Genomic DNA, 15,662 nt, shown 5'->3' with positions numbered 1-15,662 from the left:
AGGGACGGACCCCGTATCGATGAAGGCCGACAATCCCGAAGATCTTCAGCGTCAGGGGCTCCGAGAACGCCTGGAGTCCATCCTCATCCGTACAGAGAAGGCCACTTCGTGGCATGACGAAGCAGGACGACTCCGTGGCCTGGTGAACCACGAGGGCTACGTCCCCATCCGGACCCGGCTGGCGACCGAGGACCTGGAGTTCCTCGCGGGCGCCCGTAGCGATCTGCTGAGGTTCTCCGAACTGGGGCTGAGGCTGCTCGATCTGCACCAGCCGAGGGACGCGGGGGGCATCACCAGCGACGCCGCGCACCCGATCCTCCGGTGCCGGAGTTGCATGTGGCGCTGGCCATGCCCGACATTTCGGGCAATGTTGGAGTCGTTCGGCACGCCGCCGGACCCGGATGACACAAGTGCCGGCACGGCGGCCGCGAACGGCGCCGGGCCGCGGGAGACGATCAGCTGACCAGGGGAAGCCGGATCTCGAACCGGCATCCCGGCCCATCGTTGACCACCCCGATCACCCCGTCGTGCGCCTCCACGATGCCCTGCGCGATGGCCAGCCCGAGCCCCGCGCCGCCGTCAGGGGTAGGAGTCCGCGCCGCCTCCCCGCGGAAGGCCACCTCGAACACCCGAGACAGATCGTCGTCGGGAATGCCCCCGCAACAGTCCGTCACGGACAAGCACGCCATCCCCTTGTCCACCCCGGCCCGCAACACCACGGTCCGGTCCGACGGCGTGTGCCGGATGGCGTTGACCACAAGGTTGCCGAGCGCCCGGCCGAGCGCCCCGGCGTCGGCCTCCACCGGCACGGCCTCCGCCGCCTCGGCCGTGAGCACCACGCCTTTGGCCCTGGCGAGCGGCTCGGCGCCCGCCAGCGTGTCGGCGACGAGGTCGGCCAGCCCGATCCGGGCCCTGGACAACCGCAGGGCCCCGGCGTGGATGCGCGACAGTTCGAACAGGTCGTCCACCATGGCGGAGAGCCGCTCCACCTCCAGCTTGATCTGGCCGTGGTAACGGGCCACGGTCTCGGGATCCGACACCACCCCGTCCTCCAGCGCCTCCGCCATGGCGCGCATGCCGGCCAGCGGGGTCCGCAGGTCGTGACTCACCCAGGCGACGAGCTCGCGCCGGGCCTCTTCCAGTGCCCGCTCCCGCGCGTACGCCTCCTCCAGCGTGTTCGCGATCGTCTGCAGCTCGGCGGGCAACCCCTGCGGGGCCGCGAAGGGCAGGTGACGTACGGCGTCCACGAGCCGCCTGCTCTCCCGCACCACCCGCTTGGCCAGCACGAACGCGACCCCCAGCCCCACCAGCCCGCCGACGGCCACCACGCTCAGCACGAAGTCCTTGACCGGCCCCTCGATGATCATCTTCATGATGATCGCCACGACGCCGCCCAGCGTCGCGGCCACGGCGACCACCACGACCACGGCCAGCATCACGCCGATGGACTTGGTACGCAGCCGCCCCATCACCCAGAGGCCGGCGAGCGCGACCAGCAGCCCGAGCCCCGCGGCCACGGCGACGACCATCCAGAGCTCCCCGCGCATCAGGGGCTGCCCTCCAAAGGCTCGTACCGGTACCCGACTCCCCACACCGTGACGATCCTGCGCGGCTCGGTCGGATCCGGCTCGATCTTCTCCCGCAACCGCCGTACGTGCACGGTCACCGTGGACGAGTCTCCGAACGACCACCCCCACACCTGGTTCAGCAGCGCCGAGCGGCTGAAGGCCTGGCGCGGGTTACGCATGAGGTACGCCAGCAGGTCGAACTCCCGGGCCGTCAGCATGACCTCGTCCCCGCCCAGCCGTACCTCATGGGCTCCCACGTCCACCAGGAGGTCACCGTCACGCAGCACCCCGGTCCCGCCGGTCACGGAGGCGCCCCTGGCCCGCCGCAGCACCGACTGCACACGCAGGGCCAGCTCGCGCGGGCTGAACGGCTTGGTCACGTAGTCGTCGGCCCCGGTCTCCAGACCGACGACGCGGTCGATCTCCTCGCCGAGCGCGGTCAGCATGATCACCGGCACCGGCCAGCGTTCCCTGAGCTTCCTGCACACCTGCAGCCCGTCGATCTTGGGCAGCATGAGATCGAGCACCATGAGGTCCGGCGGGTGCGCCAGCGCCCTGCGCAGCGCCTCCGCGCCGTCGCCCACGCACTCGACCTCGTGCCCGTCGCGCTCCAAATAGCGGGCGACGACCTCGGAGACGGTCGGGTCGTCATCGACCACCAGGATGCGCGTGTTCACGCTTTCACGGTACGGCCGGGCCCCGCGGAAGTGGCACGGACGTCATCGGTTCGTAAGCCTCGCGGATCATGGCCAGAGGACGTACGGTGGCTGCATGGGTAGAGTCGTGATGCTTGTCATAGGGACCTTGCTGGGTCTCTTCGTGGTGTTCAACTTCCTGCTGCCGATGCTGGCATTCCTGTTCAAGATCGCGCTGATCATCGGTGTGGTCGGTCTGGTCGCCTTCATCGCGGTCACCGTCATCGGCAAGTCCTCCCGGTCACATTGACGCTTTTCCTGCTTGATCCGTGGCTGGTCGGGATCACCATGGTGGCGATCCTGCTGCTGGCCACGTGGGCGGCCATGCTGCCGCCCGTCCTCAGCGGGGAGCCGCCGAGCTTTCCGCTGACTTACGCGCGCCGTACGGCCTTCCAGCGCCAGCGCGACCCGGACGCGGCCGGACGTCCGCGACCGCGAGCCCCTTAGGTATGCCCCGCTTCCACACGCAAGCGGGGCTCGCCCGTACGTGAGCCCTGATTCACTTCTCCTTGATTGAAGGGCTCATGATCGATTCTCTTGTCACGTTCGTCATCGGCATGTCCGGGGGCAACGCCGCGCTCGCCATCGTGCTGTTCACGGTGGCGGTCCGGTTCGCGCTGCTGCCGCTCAACGTCCGGCAGGCCCGTACGGTGAAGATCCGCGAGCGCCTGGCTCCCAAGCTTCGCGAGCTGCAGAAACGCTACGCGCGTAAGCCTGAGCGGCTGGTCGAGGAGACGCGGGCGCTCTACGCGAAGGAAGGCAGTTCGCCGTTCGCCGGGTTCCTGCCGATGCTGGCGCAGCTGCCGTTCATGTGGCTGATGTACCGGGTGGCCACGCATCCTACGGCGCTGGCCGGTCATGACCTTTTCGGCGCACCGCTGGGGCATCAGGTGGCCGGCTTGGTGGCCAATTACGGTCTGGCCAGTGCCCCAGTTTTGGTCTTTTTTCTGGTCATCGCACTGGTCACAGCGGTGGCATGGCTGTCGGCACGGCAGATCAAGGTTCCCGAGGAGCAGCCTGAGGTGATGAGAAGGATCATGCGACTGCTGCCGTACGGCTCCGTGCTGGCGGCGCTCGTGCTTCCGCTGGCGGCCGGGCTTTACCTGCTGGTGTCCACGGCATGGGCGACGGGCGAGCGCGCCGTGCTGGCTAGCCGGCCTCTTTGAGCGCCGCGACCTGCCCGTTCAGCGATCCTTTCGGGGCGGGCAGGATGGCCCACACCGTCGTGGTGTCCCCGTCGTGACGTACCCCCCAGCTCTCCGCCACGTACTCCACGATGCCGAGCCCCCGGCCCCCCAGCGAGGACAGGGTCGGGCGGCCGGCCCGCGGCTCGGTCGCCGCGCCCCCGTCGCTGACCGCCACCTCGATGTGATCGTCACTGCGCAGCCAGGCGACTCTCACCATGCCCGACGGCAGCGGATGCGCATGCCGCAGCGCGTTGCTCAGCAACTCGCTCACCACCAGCACCGCATCGTCGATCGCCGTGGAAAAGACCCCATTTTCCTGCAGGTCAGTGCTCAGACGCTGGCGGGCGACGGCGACGCTGGACGGCGCGTACGGCAGCAGCACCACGCTTGACACACCCACCTCCCCGCTCCCTGTGCCCCCCGCGGGAACACTACCCCGGTACGACCGAAATGCCCCGTTACTCGATCCCAGAAACCGCATCTCGATCACAGCTTGTACACATTGGACGATAGGTCAGCTCAACCGTGACCACCTCGTTACCGCACCGGTGTGTCGGATCCGATAGGGGAAGCGCATCGCAGAACGAGCCGCATCCTGGTGCCACCTCCAGGTCTCGGATGAGCGCTCACATCGCCTTCCTGTGCTCTGGCGAGGCTGCGGACGATGTAGAGACCGAGCCCTACTCCACCAAACCTTCTCCGGTCGCCGCTGTCCACTTGCACGAATCTCTCAAAGATCCGCTCGCGGTCCGGCGGGGCGATGCCGACGCCCTCGTCGTCGACCACCACGACCACGTTGTCGTCCTCCTGCCAGGCCTCGACGCTGATCAGCCCGCCCTTCGGCGAGTACTTGAACGCGTTCTCCAGCAGCTGTCCCAGCACGATGTCCGTGGCGAGCGCGTCGCCGAGCACCTGCGGCAGCTTGTCGGGAAGCACGACCTCCACCCGATGCTTGTCCGACAACGAGGGCAGCCCCAGCGTGGCCGCGTGAATGCGGTCGGCCAGGTCGAACGTCTCGATCCGCACCTTGAGCTCGTCCGCGCCCGCCCTGGCGCCCAGCAGCAGGTGGTCCATGAGCTGCCCCAGCGACCTGGCCCGCTCGGCGATCGTGTGCACGGCCGAGCGCCGCTCGGGATCGCTCATCTTGTCCCAGCGCGAGTCCAGCGTGCTCGCGAACCCCCGCACGATCGTGATCGGCGTCCGCAGCTCATGACTGGTCGTTGCCAGGAACAGATCCTTGGCCTCCTCCAGCTCCTTGGCCGCGGTCACGTCGCGGAAGTCGACGACGACCTCGCCGGTCTCCTCGACCCGGGCGCTCACCACGTCCAGCCACCGTCCACTCCCCATCTGGTAGGTGAGCTTCTCCCCCGCCTCGGGCAACGGGAACGGCGGCGGCCCACCGATGACGGCGTCGGCGGGGAACGCGGTGATCTCTGCGGCGGCCGGGTTCCATCGCACGACGCGCCCGGCCTCGTCGACCACGGCGATCCCGTCGGCACTGGCGTCGAAGACGGCCTGTTCGTGCGCCCGCTGGCGGACCGCCTCCTGGTAGGCGACCGCGTTGCCGACGGCGATGCCCGCGTGTCCGGCCAGCAACTCCAGCAGCTCGAGTTCGAGATGCCCCGGCGTGCGCCGGGAGAACAGCGCGTAGAGCGCGCCATACGGCCGCCCGCCGACGGCGGCCAGGCCGAGCGCGATCGTGTGCAGCCCCTTCAACCGCGCCCACACCAGCTCGTCGAGCTCGTTCGACTGCAACAGGACGGTCTTGCCGGTTCGTAAGAGCCGGTCCACGAGGCTCGTGCGCAAGTCGGTGGTGGTCCCTCTGATCGACTCCGGCAGCTGGTACGTGCTCACCAGCCGCAGCCGCTCCCCCTCGATCAGCACGAACCCACCCGCGTCCGCCCCGGTCAGCTCGGTGAGACTGGCCGAGATCCGGTCCAGCACGGCCGACAGCTCCAGCTCGGAGTTGATGTCGCCGACCACGTCGGTCAGCCTGCGCACGAGCCTGGCGCGGCGCGCCATCCGGTTCTTGGCGACCTCGTCGGCCCTGGCCAAGTGGTGCACGCACACGTACCCGGCCACGGCGCTGCCCAGCCGCAACGCGCTGATGTCGACCCGCACGTCGACCACGCTGCCATCGCTGTGCAGGCGTTTGGTGCGCAGGGACACCTGACCGCCGGTACGCACGCGTTCGAGCACGGCGTTGAGCTCGGCGGTCAGCTCCGCGGGCACGATCGGCGCCCTGCGGCCGAGCATCTCCTTGGCCGTCCACCCGAAGAGCCGCTCGGCGGCGTCGTTCCAGACCAGCACGCTCTGGTCCCTGTCGAGCGCCACGACGGCGTTGGGCGAGCTGGCGAGCACCGCGCGGGCTATCTCATCGTCACTACCGGCCCATTGGTCCCCCACACCTCCATAGTGCCCGTGGCGAGGTGGGTGCGTCGGGCGATCCGTCCGATACGCTGCGGTCACGGCGATTTCTCTGTCGCGGGGAAGGGTGGGGGCATGGCGAGCGGCGATCTGGATGCCCTGCTGCGTGTGACCTCTCCCACCTATCGGGGCGAGACGCCGCCGGACATCGCCTTCGGCAAATATGACGGCGCGCTGGGCCAGTTGGTGCTCGCCGTGACCGGCAAGGGCATCGCCGCCTGCTCCTTCGAGCCGGAGAACGACGTCTTCGAGCTGGTCACCAGGCATGTGGGCAGGTTCATCGGCCCGGACCCGCGCCGGCTCGACCCGGTGCGCAGGGAGTTGGACGCCTACTTCTCCAGCCGCCTGCGCGCCTTCGCCACGCCGGTCGACCTGGCGCTGGCCACGCCCTTCGCGCGTACGGTGCTGCAGAAGACCATGGCGGTGCCGTACGGCACGACCACGACGCTGGAGGCGATCGGCGTGAGCATCGGCAGGCCGCGCGCGTTGCGGGCGATCGGCAACGCGCTGGCCTCCAACCCCGTCTGCGTGATCGTGCCGTGCCACCGGGTGGTGCGTGAGGACGGCACGATCGGCGACTACGCGGGCGGCCCGGCCGCCAAGCAGCACCTGCTCAACGTCGAACAGCGCGCCGCAGCAGCAGGCCGATGAGCAGCGTCACCAGCGCGGCCACCAAGGCCCCGCCGAGCGCGCCGTTCATCCACGGCTCCCGGGTGAACCCGATGGCCGCGCGGACGCTCGCCCAGAGCTCGTCCCAGGCGGGGACGGTCAGCGACGAGGTCGTCAGCCAGTAGGCCACGAAGCCCAAGACCCACGGCACCAGCATCGACCAGCGCGAGGGCGCGTTCTCGGCGGTGTCCCAGCGGTCGGAGCGGGCGAAGACGAAGTAATCCACGGCGAGCACCGCGAACATCGGCACGAAGACCGCCCCGATCACGGTGAGGAACGCGCCGTACGAATTGACGTCCACGACCAGCGCGATCGCGATGGTGACCACCCCGATGGCGGTCGAGAAGACCCGCCGGTCCACGCGCGGCATGAGGTTCTGCAGCGACATGGTGGTGGAGTAGACGTTGGCGAAGGACTGGTCGGTCTCGCGCAGCACCAGGATGGCGAAGAACAACGCACCCAGCGGCACCGCCACGAACGGGGCGAACACCGCCGTGCCATCGGCCTTCACCGCGTCGGCCCCGGCGATGGCGACCGCGTAGACGCCGAGTCCGAGGCAGGCGACCTGGGCCAGCGTATAGCCACCGACCACACCGGTGAAGGCTGCCTTGCTGGACCTGGAGTGCCGGGCGAAGTCCGCGGCCATCGGCACCCACGACACCGACAGCGCGATGACGAAGTCGACGGCGGCGGGGAAGGCGGTCCAGCTCCCGCCGGTCTGCGTGGGGGCCTCGGACACCAGGAACCAGGTGAACCAGATCATCGCCACGATGACACCGATGGTGACGTAGCGCCGCAGCACGCGTACCGCCCCGAGCGGCCAGATCGACAGCACCGTGGTGAGCGCCCCGGCCGCGATCACCCACACCGCGTACGGCACGCCGCCGAAGATAGCGCCGGCGGCCTCGGCGATCACCCAGAGCTCGAAGGCGCCCCAGCCGAGCATCTGGACGATGTTCAGCATCGTGGGCACGTACGACGCCTTGGCCCCGAACAGGCCGCGCAGCAGCACCATCGAGGGCTGCCCGGTCTGCGTGCCGGGGATGGCCGCCAGGCCCACCATGGACGTGCCGATCAGGCTGCCGACCACGGTGGCGGTGAGCGCGGCGCCCACGCTGAGCGGTGCGTTGCCGAGCGGGTCGATCAGGTAGAGGGCAAAGGAGAAACCCAGGAGACTGACGCCGAGGTTCGCCCAGAGCGCGCCTTGGTCGAGGACGCCGAGCGTTTTGGGGGGCGTTCCTTCGAGGGTCAGCGGAACTTCGTCGGCGACATGCGTCATCGCACACTCCCTACGCCGGCATTACCCGGACAGGTTCAGGCGGTCGGCAGCGGATGGATAGCTGCCCTCTCAGCCCGGCACCCCGAGCTCCCGCGACAATCTGAAGTTAGCGCCCTCATGATGCCATAAAGGGCGAACCGCGCGTTAGGCCACGAAAGGTTGCTGTCCGGTCTCGCTGACCATCGGGCGGCGCGCGGCCTCCCACGACTGCATGCCGCCACCGACGTTGACCGCATCCCGCCCGAGCTGGTTGAGCCAGGCCGCGACCTGCAGCGACCGGCCGCCCACCCGGCAGACGACGTAGACCGTCCGGTCGCCGGGCACCTCGTCGACCCGCTGCTGGATCTGGGTCATGGGAATGTGCACGGCGTCAGGGGCATGGCCGGCCACCCACTCATCCTGCTCCCGTACGTCAAGCAGGTAGGCGTCACCAGGAAGGGCAGTGGCCTCGATCTCAGGAACAGTCATGTCTCCATCATCTCGCGGCGAGGAAGTGCCGCCGCCTGGAGGAGGTGCGACCGGGGGCGGCGGCGTCCGGCGACCGAGCCCCCACCTCACTGAGTGGGGCCATGAGCACGTGTGTCGTACTCGGCACGCGCCGTCGCGATCTCCGCCTGGTGCTCCTCGGTCCACGTGACCAGCGCTTTGATCGTCTGGTGCAGCGTACGGCCGAGCGGCGTCAACGCGTAGTCCACCCTGGGCGGCACCACGGGGTGGACCGTGCGGGACAGCAGCCCGTCGCGTTCCAGATGACGCAGGGTCACGCTGAGCATGCGCTGGCTGACGCCATCGATCTCGCGGCGCAACTGGGTGAAACGCAGGCTCTGGCAGTCGAGCAGCGCGATGACCAGTAGCGACCACTTGTCCGCGATGCGGTCGAGTATCTGGCGGACCTCGCAGTCCTCCCGGGTGTCCCACTGGCGCACGTCGTAGTCGTCGTCCACGGTGCTCTCGCAGTAACTGAGTGATCTCAAAGTGCCGTCTTCCATGACATTTCATGTTGGCCCAAGATGTGGACGGTTACAAGAGAGAACCGACTGCCTATACGTAACCGGGGGTTTGTCATGCCTGCCCGTTCCTGGGGCGTACTCGCCGTCTTGTGCGGCGCCATTTTTCTCGAGGGCATCGACGTGGCCATGCTGAACGTCGCACTCCCGTCCATCCGGGCCGACCTGGGGTTGTCCACGGGCATGCTGAGCGGGGTCGTGAGCGCGTACGTGCTCGGCTACGGCGGTTTCATGCTGCTCGGCGGCCGCGCGGCCGACCTGTTGGGCCGTCGCCGGATGTTCCTGCTCTGGCTCGGGGTGTTCTTGGTGTTCTCCGGCCTCGGCGGCTTCGCGGACGAGGGCTGGGTTCTGCTGATCGCGCGTTTCGTCACCGGAGTCGCCGCCGCCTTCATGACTCCGGCCGGCCTGTCCTTGATCACCACGACGTTCCCCGAAGGCCGGCTGCGCAACAAGGCCCTGCTGATCTACGCGGGGACGGCCGCGGGCGGCTTCGCGCTCGGCCTGGTGATCGGCGGCCTGCTGACGGCGCTCGGCTGGCGCTGGGTCTTCTTCGCGCCGGTGCTGATGTCGGGGCTGATCCTGGCCGTCGCGATCCCCCTGATCAAGGAGCCGGTCACCGACCGGACTCCGGTCCAGGGCTTCGACCTGGCGGGCGCCGTCACCATCACGGGCGCGATGATGCTGCTCGTCTACGGCGTCGTACGGCTGGAGCACCCGGCCGACGGGTGGCCGCTGACCGTCGCGGCCTTCGCCGGCGGCCTGGCCCTGCTGGCGGCCTTCGCCACCGTGGAGCGCCGCTCCGCCAGCCCGCTGGTCCGCCTCGGCATCCTCAGGTCGGGCCCATTGGTCCGGGCCAACCTGATGGCCGCCCTGCTGACCGCCTCGTTCTTCGGCTTCCAGTTCCTGGTCACGCTCTACCTGCAGGAGCTACGCGGATGGTCCACCATCCAGACGGGTCTGGCCCTGCTGGCGGCCGCCGCCGACGTGGTGCTCGCCCCGACGCTCACGCCGTGGCTCGTCAACCGGTACGGCAACGCCAAGGTCGTCCTGGGCGGGCTGCTGTCGGGCCTGCTGGCGTACGGGTTGTTCCTGGGCGTCGGCCTGGACTGGACGTATGCGGCCATGCTGCCGTCGATGCTGCTCATCGGCCTGATGTTCGCCTTCGTGTACGGCCCGCTCACCATCGTGGCCACGGACGGCATCGCCGAGCACGAACAGGGCTTGGCCGGCGGCCTCATCAACTCTTCCTTCCAGTTCGGCGCCGCCCTGGGCCTGTCGGCGGTAACAGCGATCAACGTAGCCGCCCTTGCTGCCGAAACCAGCCCGCAAGCAGGCCTGACCGCCCTGCGCACCGCCCTGGTGGCCCCGGTGACCGCCACCTTGCTGGCCGCGGCCATCGCCACCATCGGCCTCCGCACCCGCACACGAACAAGCGACCGAGTCCCGGTCAAGGCCTGACGGCACCACCCGAGAACCACACGACCCGCCTGTGTCGGCCACCCTCGCCCTGGGCAAGGCCATCCGAAGGGCGAGGGGTGGCATGGGCACCACATCGGCGCCCGTTCAGCCGACACCCACCGACGGCGGCCCGTCGACCGAGCACCCCTGCCACCGCCAACCCATCCAGCAGGCAACACACCGTTGGGCAAGGCCATCCACACGCGCCAGGCCGTCCGAACGAACGCGAGCCGTCCGGGCGGTCCCGAGACCGCCTGAACGGGCTGGAGGCCACCCGAACGGGCCGGAGGCCACCCAAACGGTCCGGGCAGGCCGAATGGGCCGAACGGGGTGGGCAGGCCGAATGGGCCGAACGGGGCGGGCTTTGGCCGGGCGGGCAGGCCGGGCAAGGAAAAGCCCGGCGGGAAGGAAGCCGGGTGAGCAGGCCGAGCGAAAGAGGCCGTCTGGACGGGCGGGGGCAGCATGGGCTCCGGGTCGCCGGGTCGGCGTGCGGCGGGGCCCGGCGCAACGAAGCACAGCGCCCCACCCCCGGACCACGGAACCCGGCCAACCAGGCGCTCCGTCACGGCGAGCCACCCGTGAGCCTTCACGACCGGCCATGACAGACGGAAACGAAAGTCGGCGCGTGCGGTGACGCCGGGCGACCGTAAAAAGTAAAAAATGGGCTACTTGAGGAGACGGGAAAGGCGCCGATCGGCAAGCGGCTTGCCGCCGGTCTGGCAGGTGGGGCAGTACTGGAGCGACGAGTCGGCGAACGACACCTCGCGGATCGTGTCACCGCACACATCACACGGCTGCCCCGCCCGGTTGTGCACCCGAAGCCCCGACTTCTTCTCCGCCTTGAGGTCCTTGGCCGCCAGCCCGTGCGCCCGCTCGACCGCCTCCCCCAGCGTGACGACGATGGCTTCGTGCAGATCAGCGATCTGAGCGTCCGTCAACGTAGCCGCGATCTTGAACGGTGACATCTTGGCCGCGTGCAGCACCTCGTCGGAGTAAGCGTTCCCGATCCCCGCGATGATCTTCTGGTCGCGCAGCAGCCCCTTGATCTGGGTACGGTTGCCGCCCACGATCCGCTTGAGCGCCTCCACGGTGAAGGACTCGACGAGGGGATCGGGGCCGAGGGCGGCGACGCCGGGGACGTCGTCCGGATTTTTCGTGACGTAGACGGCGAGGCGCTTCTGCGTCCCCGCCTCGGTCAGCTCGAACCCGGGCGCCATGCCCTCGTCATCGGGCGCCAGCCGCACCCGCACCGCGAGCGGCCCCTTCCCCGGACGGACCGGCTTCGCCCCGGACAGATCCTCGCGCCACCGCAGCCACCCAGCACGGGCCAGATGGATGACCAGGTGCAACCCGTCGCAGTCGAGATCGAGGAACTTGCCGTGCCTGGCCACGGCGGTCACGGTCAGCCCGCCGAGCGCGCCGACCGGCGGGTCGAACGTCTTGAGCGCCTGGATGGCGACCACGTCGACACCCAGGATGGTGCGGCCCACCGCCCGTTCGCGCAGGAAGTGGGCCAGAGACTCCACTTCGGGAAGTTCCGGCATGCCACCAGGGTACGGCGCACACCCGGCCGTCCACAGCCTGTGGAAACTACGGCACGTCCCAGAAGGCCAGCTCGTGCGCCATCCCTTCCCTGAACAGCGCCTCCGCCCGCGCCGGATCCGGGCCGGCCTCATCGATCATCTGCGCGATCCGCACCGTCAGCGCCGCGAACCCCGGATCCGCGTACGTGTCCACCCATGCCCGGTACCGCGGCTCGGCAGGCGGATTCTCCGCCAGGATCCGCCCGAGGCTCGAATACCCCCACATGCACGGATAGAGCGCCGCCAGCCCTTCCCCGTACGACGCGGCCGACTCCAGCAGGAAAGCCGTGTACGCCGCGCACGCCGGCCCCTTCACCGCCCCGTCCAGATCCGCCCCGAACTCCGCCGACAACGACCGATGCAGGCTCAACTCGTCGTGGAACGTCGAGTGCGCCAGATCCACCAGATCGCCCAGATGCGCGTCGGGCGCCTGCCAGGCCAGCCGGGCGAACACCCGCACGTAGTCCAGCAGGAACAGGTAGTCCTGCTCCAGCCACGACCTGAACACTGGCTCGGCCAGGTCGCCCCGTGCGATCCCGGCCACGGTGGGATGCTCCAGCTGCGCCTGGAGCAGCGGGCGACCGACGGCGTGCAACGTCTCCGACAAAGTCATGGCTGGGAGATTAGTGTCGAATCATGACGGTGACGATCGCCGAGGAACTCCTCCTGCTGGCCTACAACGAGGCCGGCAAGCCGCTCATCAACTCGATGCAGCTCGACCCGGCGCTGGCGGGCGCGATCCTGGCCGAGCTCGCCGTCGCGGATCGTGTGGAGCTGTCCGGCAAGAAGGTCACGCTCAAGGACCCGGCCCCGCTCGGCGACGACGAGCTGGACGCCACGCTCACCCGCATCGCCGCGGAGCGCAAGGACCGCAAACCCGAGTGGTGGGTGCAGCGGCTGAAGTCGGCCAAGCTACGCAAGCGCCTGCTCACCAAGCTGGCCGCGGCAGGCGTGCTGACCGAGGAGCGGAGCAAGGTGCTGAGTATCTTCCCGATCACCCGCTGGCCGGAGGCGCAGCCAGGAGTCGAGGCGAACGTCCGTGAGCGGGTGTCCGCCGTGCTCGCGGGCGCGGACCCGGACGCCCGCTCGGCCGTCCTGATCGCGATCATGCACGCGGCCAAGCTGGATCGCAAGGCATTCCCTGGAGCGAGCAAGGCACGCGTCAAGGAGATCGCCGAGGGCGCCTGGGCAGGCGACGCGGTCGCCAAGACCATCGCCGCCATCAACGCGGCCGCCATAGCGGCGATCTCCGCCGCCACGGCCGCAACCGTCGCCTCCTCCGGCTAGCCCGGCATCTCACCCGACCGCCCTCCGACTCCACGTCCGCCGGGGTGCGCCAACACCCCGGCGTGACATGGACGAACCGGATGAATCAGCCGGCGTCGAGGACGTTCTTCGGGACCGGCTTGTCGTTCTTCAGCGCGTCGAAGAGCGCCAGGGCCTTGTTCCGGTCCCACTTGATCGCCGTGCCCCCGCTCGGCACGGGCTCCTCCCCGCCGAACGGCACCACCGTCGTCACCGGACTGTCACCCATGGCCAGCCCCAGCGAGAGCATGTCGAACGCCCCCGTGCCGGAGTCGACCTGAACCGCGTCCGTGGCGCTCATGGCCAGCGGAATCGACGTGAACGGATTGAGCAGGATCCCCGGACTGGCCGCCTTCTTCACGACCGCCCCCAGGAACTGCCGCTGCCGCTTGGTCCGCTCGAAGTCGGGAAGGGCGCCGCCCTTGCGGGTCCGTACGTAGCCGAGCGCCTGGGCGCCGTTGAGCACCTGCGTGCCCTTCTTCAGCTTGAGCCCCGCCAGCGGGTCGTCCACGGCGGCACGTACGTTGATCTCGACGCCGCCGATGGCGTCCACGATGTCCACGAAACCGGCGAACCCGATCTCCATGTAATTGTCGATGTATATCCCCGTGACCGTCTCCACGGTGCGGGCCAGCAGCTTCGGCCCGCCGAGCGCGTAGGCGGAGTTGAGCTTGTCGCGCCCCTTGCCGGGGATGGTGACGGCCGAGTCGCGGGGCAGGCTGACCAGCGTCGGCTTGTCGCTGCCCTCGGGGATGTGCAGCAACATCATCGAGTCCGTACGCTGCCCGACGGCGCGCCCGGTGCGAAGCTTCTTACGCTCGGCCGCCGACAGGCCCTTGCGGCTGTCGGAGCCCACGAGCAGCCAGTTGGTGCCCGGAGTGTCGGCCGGTCGGCCCTCGTAGTCGTCGAGGACCCCGTCGATCCCGCTCAACCGGGAGTCGATCCAGAAGAACATGCCCACGGCCGCCACCAGCAGCACCGCCAGCAGCCCGGCGACGATCTTCAGTATCGTCTTGCCCGACGGCCGCTTGCGCGGCCCTCTGGGGGCCCGCTGCGACGGCTCGCGGCCGGACCGCAGCGGCTTGACCGGGCTGCTGCCCGACCGCTCCCGCCCGTACACACGCGAGCCGGCCCGGGGTGGCTCGTCTCCCGACCCTCCGGGGACGGTCCGCGGAGCCGGCGCTTCAGGGACCTGCGAAGCGACGGGAAGCTTGTGCGTGGGCGCTCCCGCCCCGCCGGCCGGCACCTGATAGGCAGGCGCACCGCCGGAACGCAGTCCGTCGGAGGGCCTCGGTGGCAGCGGGCGGCCGTCGCCTGGCGAGCGCATGGCCCTCGTCCGGTCGTCCTCAGTCACGTCGCCTTCTTCCCTTCGCTTGCCATAGACGGTACGTCGAACCCCCGGCAAGTGCAGACCCCCGCCAAAGCTTTGTCTAGGGAAAACTACCGAGAACCAGCGGATCCGCCAGAAGTCATCACACATAGTGACCGTGGAAACATAGTCGCCGCCCGTGTCGTTAGGTTAGGGACGACCGCTATCGAAGGGATGATCGTGTCCGCTCCGGACCCGTGGAGTCTTTGCCCGTGCTGGGGCACGGGTTCCTCTGAGGGCTCACTGCGGTGAGCGTCTATTTCGGGCTGTTGGCCCTGTTCCTCCTGACCGCGGCAACGGGTTTCTTCGTCGCTCAGGAGTTCGCCTTCGTCGCCGCGGATCGCGGCATACTCCGTGAGCAGGCCGCCGCCGGCGACAAGTCCGCCGAGAAGGCACTCCAGGTGGCCTCGCGGCTGTCCTTCATGCTCTCCGGCGCCCAGCTGGGCATCACGGTGACGGCCCTGCTGGTCGGCTTCCTGGCCGAGCCGGCGATCTCGGTGCTCGTCCGCCCCTGGCTGGAGGACACCGGACTGTCCACCACCATGATCTCCGGCATCTCAGTGGCGACCGGCGTGCTCGTGGCCACGGTGGTGCAAATGGTCCTGGGCGAGCTGGCGCCGAAGAACCTGGGCATCTCCCGCCCAGAGCCGGTGGCCAAGTCCCTGGCGAGCGCGACCCTGGCCTACTTGGCCGTGGTCGGCCCCGTGGTGCGCCTGTTCGACTCGGCCGCCACGGGCCTGCTCAGGCGCGTCGGCATCGAGCCGGTGGAGGAGGTGGAGCACGGCGCGACCCCCGAGGAGCTGTCCCGCATCATCGAAGAGTCGAAGAGAGCCGGCGAGCTCCCCCAACCCCTGTCCGAACTCCTGGAACGCGCCCTGGAGTTCGGCGACCGCACCGCGGAGGAGATCATGGTCCCCCGCCCGCGTGTCGTCGTGCTCCGCGACACTCAGCCGATCTCCGACCTGCTCGCGGTCATGCGCCGGCGCGGCCACTCCCGCTACCCGGTGCTCGGCGCCGAGGGCGACGTGCTCGGCGTGACAGGCGTCCGCGAGCTCCTCACATCAGACGTGAACGAAGGCGACATCAGCACGATCACCCGCCCCGCCCTCCTGGTC

Annotated in this window: 18 protein-coding genes and 1 riboswitch; of the genes, 8 read left to right on the top strand and 10 right to left on the bottom strand. The window is 69.3% G+C overall.

The window, feature by feature from the left end; all coding sequences use genetic code 11:
- Positions 1 to 142 precede the first annotated feature (142 nt).
- Positions 143 to 463 carry a hypothetical protein gene (locus ETD86_RS32395; protein WP_246148535.1) on the top strand — a complete coding sequence of 107 codons (321 nt, stop codon included), beginning with the start codon at positions 143 to 145 and terminating at the stop codon, positions 461 to 463.
- Here ETD86_RS32395 and ETD86_RS32390 read toward each other — a convergent pair.
- Together ETD86_RS32390 and ETD86_RS32385 are read right to left on the bottom strand one after the other, a co-directional pair.
- Positions 456 to 1,547 (bottom strand): sensor histidine kinase, encoded by a 1,092-nt coding sequence (locus ETD86_RS32390; protein WP_138670463.1) that lies wholly within the window; start codon positions 1,545 to 1,547, stop codon positions 456 to 458. The genes ETD86_RS32395 and ETD86_RS32390 overlap by 8 nt on opposite strands.
- The gene (locus ETD86_RS32385; protein WP_138670462.1) at positions 1,547 to 2,245 is read right to left on the bottom strand and encodes a response regulator transcription factor; all 699 of its coding nucleotides are present in this window, start codon (positions 2,243 to 2,245) and stop codon (positions 1,547 to 1,549) included. The genes ETD86_RS32390 and ETD86_RS32385 overlap by 1 nt, the downstream gene beginning before the upstream one ends.
- Before the next feature lie 94 nt (positions 2,246 to 2,339).
- Between ETD86_RS32385 and ETD86_RS55585 the strand changes: the two genes are divergently transcribed.
- The 3 genes from ETD86_RS55585 to ETD86_RS32375 all read left to right on the top strand — a co-directional run bounded on the left by ETD86_RS55585 (position 2,340) and on the right by ETD86_RS32375 (position 3,429).
- Entirely contained in the window at positions 2,340 to 2,513 is a 174-nt protein-coding gene (locus tag ETD86_RS55585) for a hypothetical protein (protein ID WP_170223392.1), read from the top strand.
- Positions 2,510 to 2,710 carry a DUF6412 domain-containing protein gene (locus tag ETD86_RS32380; RefSeq protein ID WP_138670461.1) on the top strand — a complete coding sequence of 67 codons (201 nt, stop codon included), beginning with the start codon at positions 2,510 to 2,512 and terminating at the stop codon, positions 2,708 to 2,710. Before ETD86_RS55585 ends, ETD86_RS32380 begins: the two co-directional genes overlap by 4 nt.
- Positions 2,711 to 2,787: 77 nt before the next feature.
- Entirely contained in the window at positions 2,788 to 3,429 is a 642-nt protein-coding gene (locus tag ETD86_RS32375; RefSeq protein WP_138670460.1) for a YidC/Oxa1 family membrane protein insertase, read from the top strand.
- On the opposite strand, the gene ETD86_RS32370 is transcribed toward ETD86_RS32375, so the two are convergent.
- Both ETD86_RS32370 and ETD86_RS32365 read right to left on the bottom strand, forming a co-directional pair.
- A complete protein-coding gene (locus tag ETD86_RS32370) occupies positions 3,413 to 3,850 on the bottom strand; it encodes an ATP-binding protein (protein WP_138670459.1) in 438 nt (145 codons plus the stop codon). The genes ETD86_RS32375 and ETD86_RS32370 overlap by 17 nt on opposite strands.
- A 137-nt stretch (positions 3,851 to 3,987) precedes the next feature.
- Positions 3,988 to 5,856 carry a sensor histidine kinase gene (locus ETD86_RS32365; protein ID WP_138670458.1) on the bottom strand — a complete coding sequence of 623 codons (1,869 nt, stop codon included), beginning with the start codon at positions 5,854 to 5,856 and terminating at the stop codon, positions 3,988 to 3,990.
- 96 nt (positions 5,857 to 5,952) lie between these two features.
- Here ETD86_RS32365 and ETD86_RS32360 point away from each other — a divergent pair, with 96 nt between their 5' ends.
- Positions 5,953 to 6,528, top strand: a complete 576-nt coding sequence (locus tag ETD86_RS32360; RefSeq protein WP_138670457.1) for a methylated-DNA--[protein]-cysteine S-methyltransferase — start codon at positions 5,953 to 5,955, stop codon at positions 6,526 to 6,528.
- Here the strand turns inward: ETD86_RS32360 and ETD86_RS32355 are convergent.
- From ETD86_RS32355 to ETD86_RS32345, 3 genes are all read right to left on the bottom strand, one after another.
- Positions 6,491 to 7,825 (bottom strand): purine-cytosine permease family protein, encoded by a 1,335-nt coding sequence (locus ETD86_RS32355; RefSeq protein ID WP_138670456.1) that lies wholly within the window; start codon positions 7,823 to 7,825, stop codon positions 6,491 to 6,493. The two genes, ETD86_RS32360 and ETD86_RS32355, sit on opposite strands and share 38 nt — an antisense overlap.
- Positions 7,816 to 7,929: riboswitch (TPP riboswitch) on the bottom strand. (Overlaps the previous gene by 10 nt.)
- Positions 7,930 to 7,969: 40 nt before the next feature.
- On the bottom strand, positions 7,970 to 8,293 hold the full coding sequence (locus tag ETD86_RS32350) for a rhodanese-like domain-containing protein (RefSeq protein WP_138670455.1): 324 nt from the start codon (positions 8,291 to 8,293) through the stop codon (positions 7,970 to 7,972).
- Between the two features lie 86 nt (positions 8,294 to 8,379).
- Positions 8,380 to 8,799 carry a winged helix-turn-helix transcriptional regulator gene (locus ETD86_RS32345; protein ID WP_342779325.1) on the bottom strand — a complete coding sequence of 140 codons (420 nt, stop codon included), beginning with the start codon at positions 8,797 to 8,799 and terminating at the stop codon, positions 8,380 to 8,382.
- 90 nt (positions 8,800 to 8,889) lie between these two features.
- On the opposite strand from ETD86_RS32345, the gene ETD86_RS32340 reads away from it, so the two are divergent.
- A complete protein-coding gene (locus ETD86_RS32340; RefSeq protein ID WP_138670453.1) occupies positions 8,890 to 10,290 on the top strand; it encodes an MFS transporter in 1,401 nt (466 codons plus the stop codon).
- Positions 10,291 to 10,955: 665 nt separating this feature from the next.
- Here ETD86_RS32340 and ETD86_RS32335 read toward each other — a convergent pair.
- Together ETD86_RS32335 and ETD86_RS32330 are read right to left on the bottom strand one after the other, a co-directional pair.
- The gene (locus ETD86_RS32335; protein WP_138670452.1) at positions 10,956 to 11,834 is read right to left on the bottom strand and encodes an Fpg/Nei family DNA glycosylase; all 879 of its coding nucleotides are present in this window, start codon (positions 11,832 to 11,834) and stop codon (positions 10,956 to 10,958) included.
- 46 nt (positions 11,835 to 11,880) lie between these two features.
- Entirely contained in the window at positions 11,881 to 12,486 is a 606-nt protein-coding gene (locus ETD86_RS32330) for a TenA family protein (protein WP_138670451.1), read from the bottom strand.
- Positions 12,487 to 12,509: 23 nt separating this feature from the next.
- Here ETD86_RS32330 and ETD86_RS32325 point away from each other — a divergent pair, with 23 nt between their 5' ends.
- Positions 12,510 to 13,160 (top strand): GOLPH3/VPS74 family protein, encoded by a 651-nt coding sequence (locus ETD86_RS32325; protein WP_138670450.1) that lies wholly within the window; start codon positions 12,510 to 12,512, stop codon positions 13,158 to 13,160.
- A gap of 85 nt (positions 13,161 to 13,245) precedes the next feature.
- Here the strand turns inward: ETD86_RS32325 and ETD86_RS32320 are convergent, their stop codons facing one another.
- Complete coding sequence (locus tag ETD86_RS32320) at positions 13,246 to 14,532, bottom strand: LCP family protein (RefSeq protein ID WP_246148532.1); 1,287 nt, start codon at positions 14,530 to 14,532, stop codon at positions 13,246 to 13,248.
- Between the two features lie 263 nt (positions 14,533 to 14,795).
- On the opposite strand from ETD86_RS32320, the gene ETD86_RS32315 reads away from it, so the two are divergent.
- Positions 14,796 to 15,662 (top strand): hemolysin family protein (locus ETD86_RS32315; protein WP_138670449.1); only part of this gene is annotated, 867 nt, incomplete at its 3' end.

The organism is Nonomuraea turkmeniaca (assembly GCF_005889735.1).
Lineage (GTDB): Bacteria > Actinomycetota > Actinomycetes > Streptosporangiales > Streptosporangiaceae > Nonomuraea > Nonomuraea turkmeniaca.
Note: the sequence above shows the minus strand (reverse complement) of the source record. Positions and strands in the feature narration are given on the sequence as shown.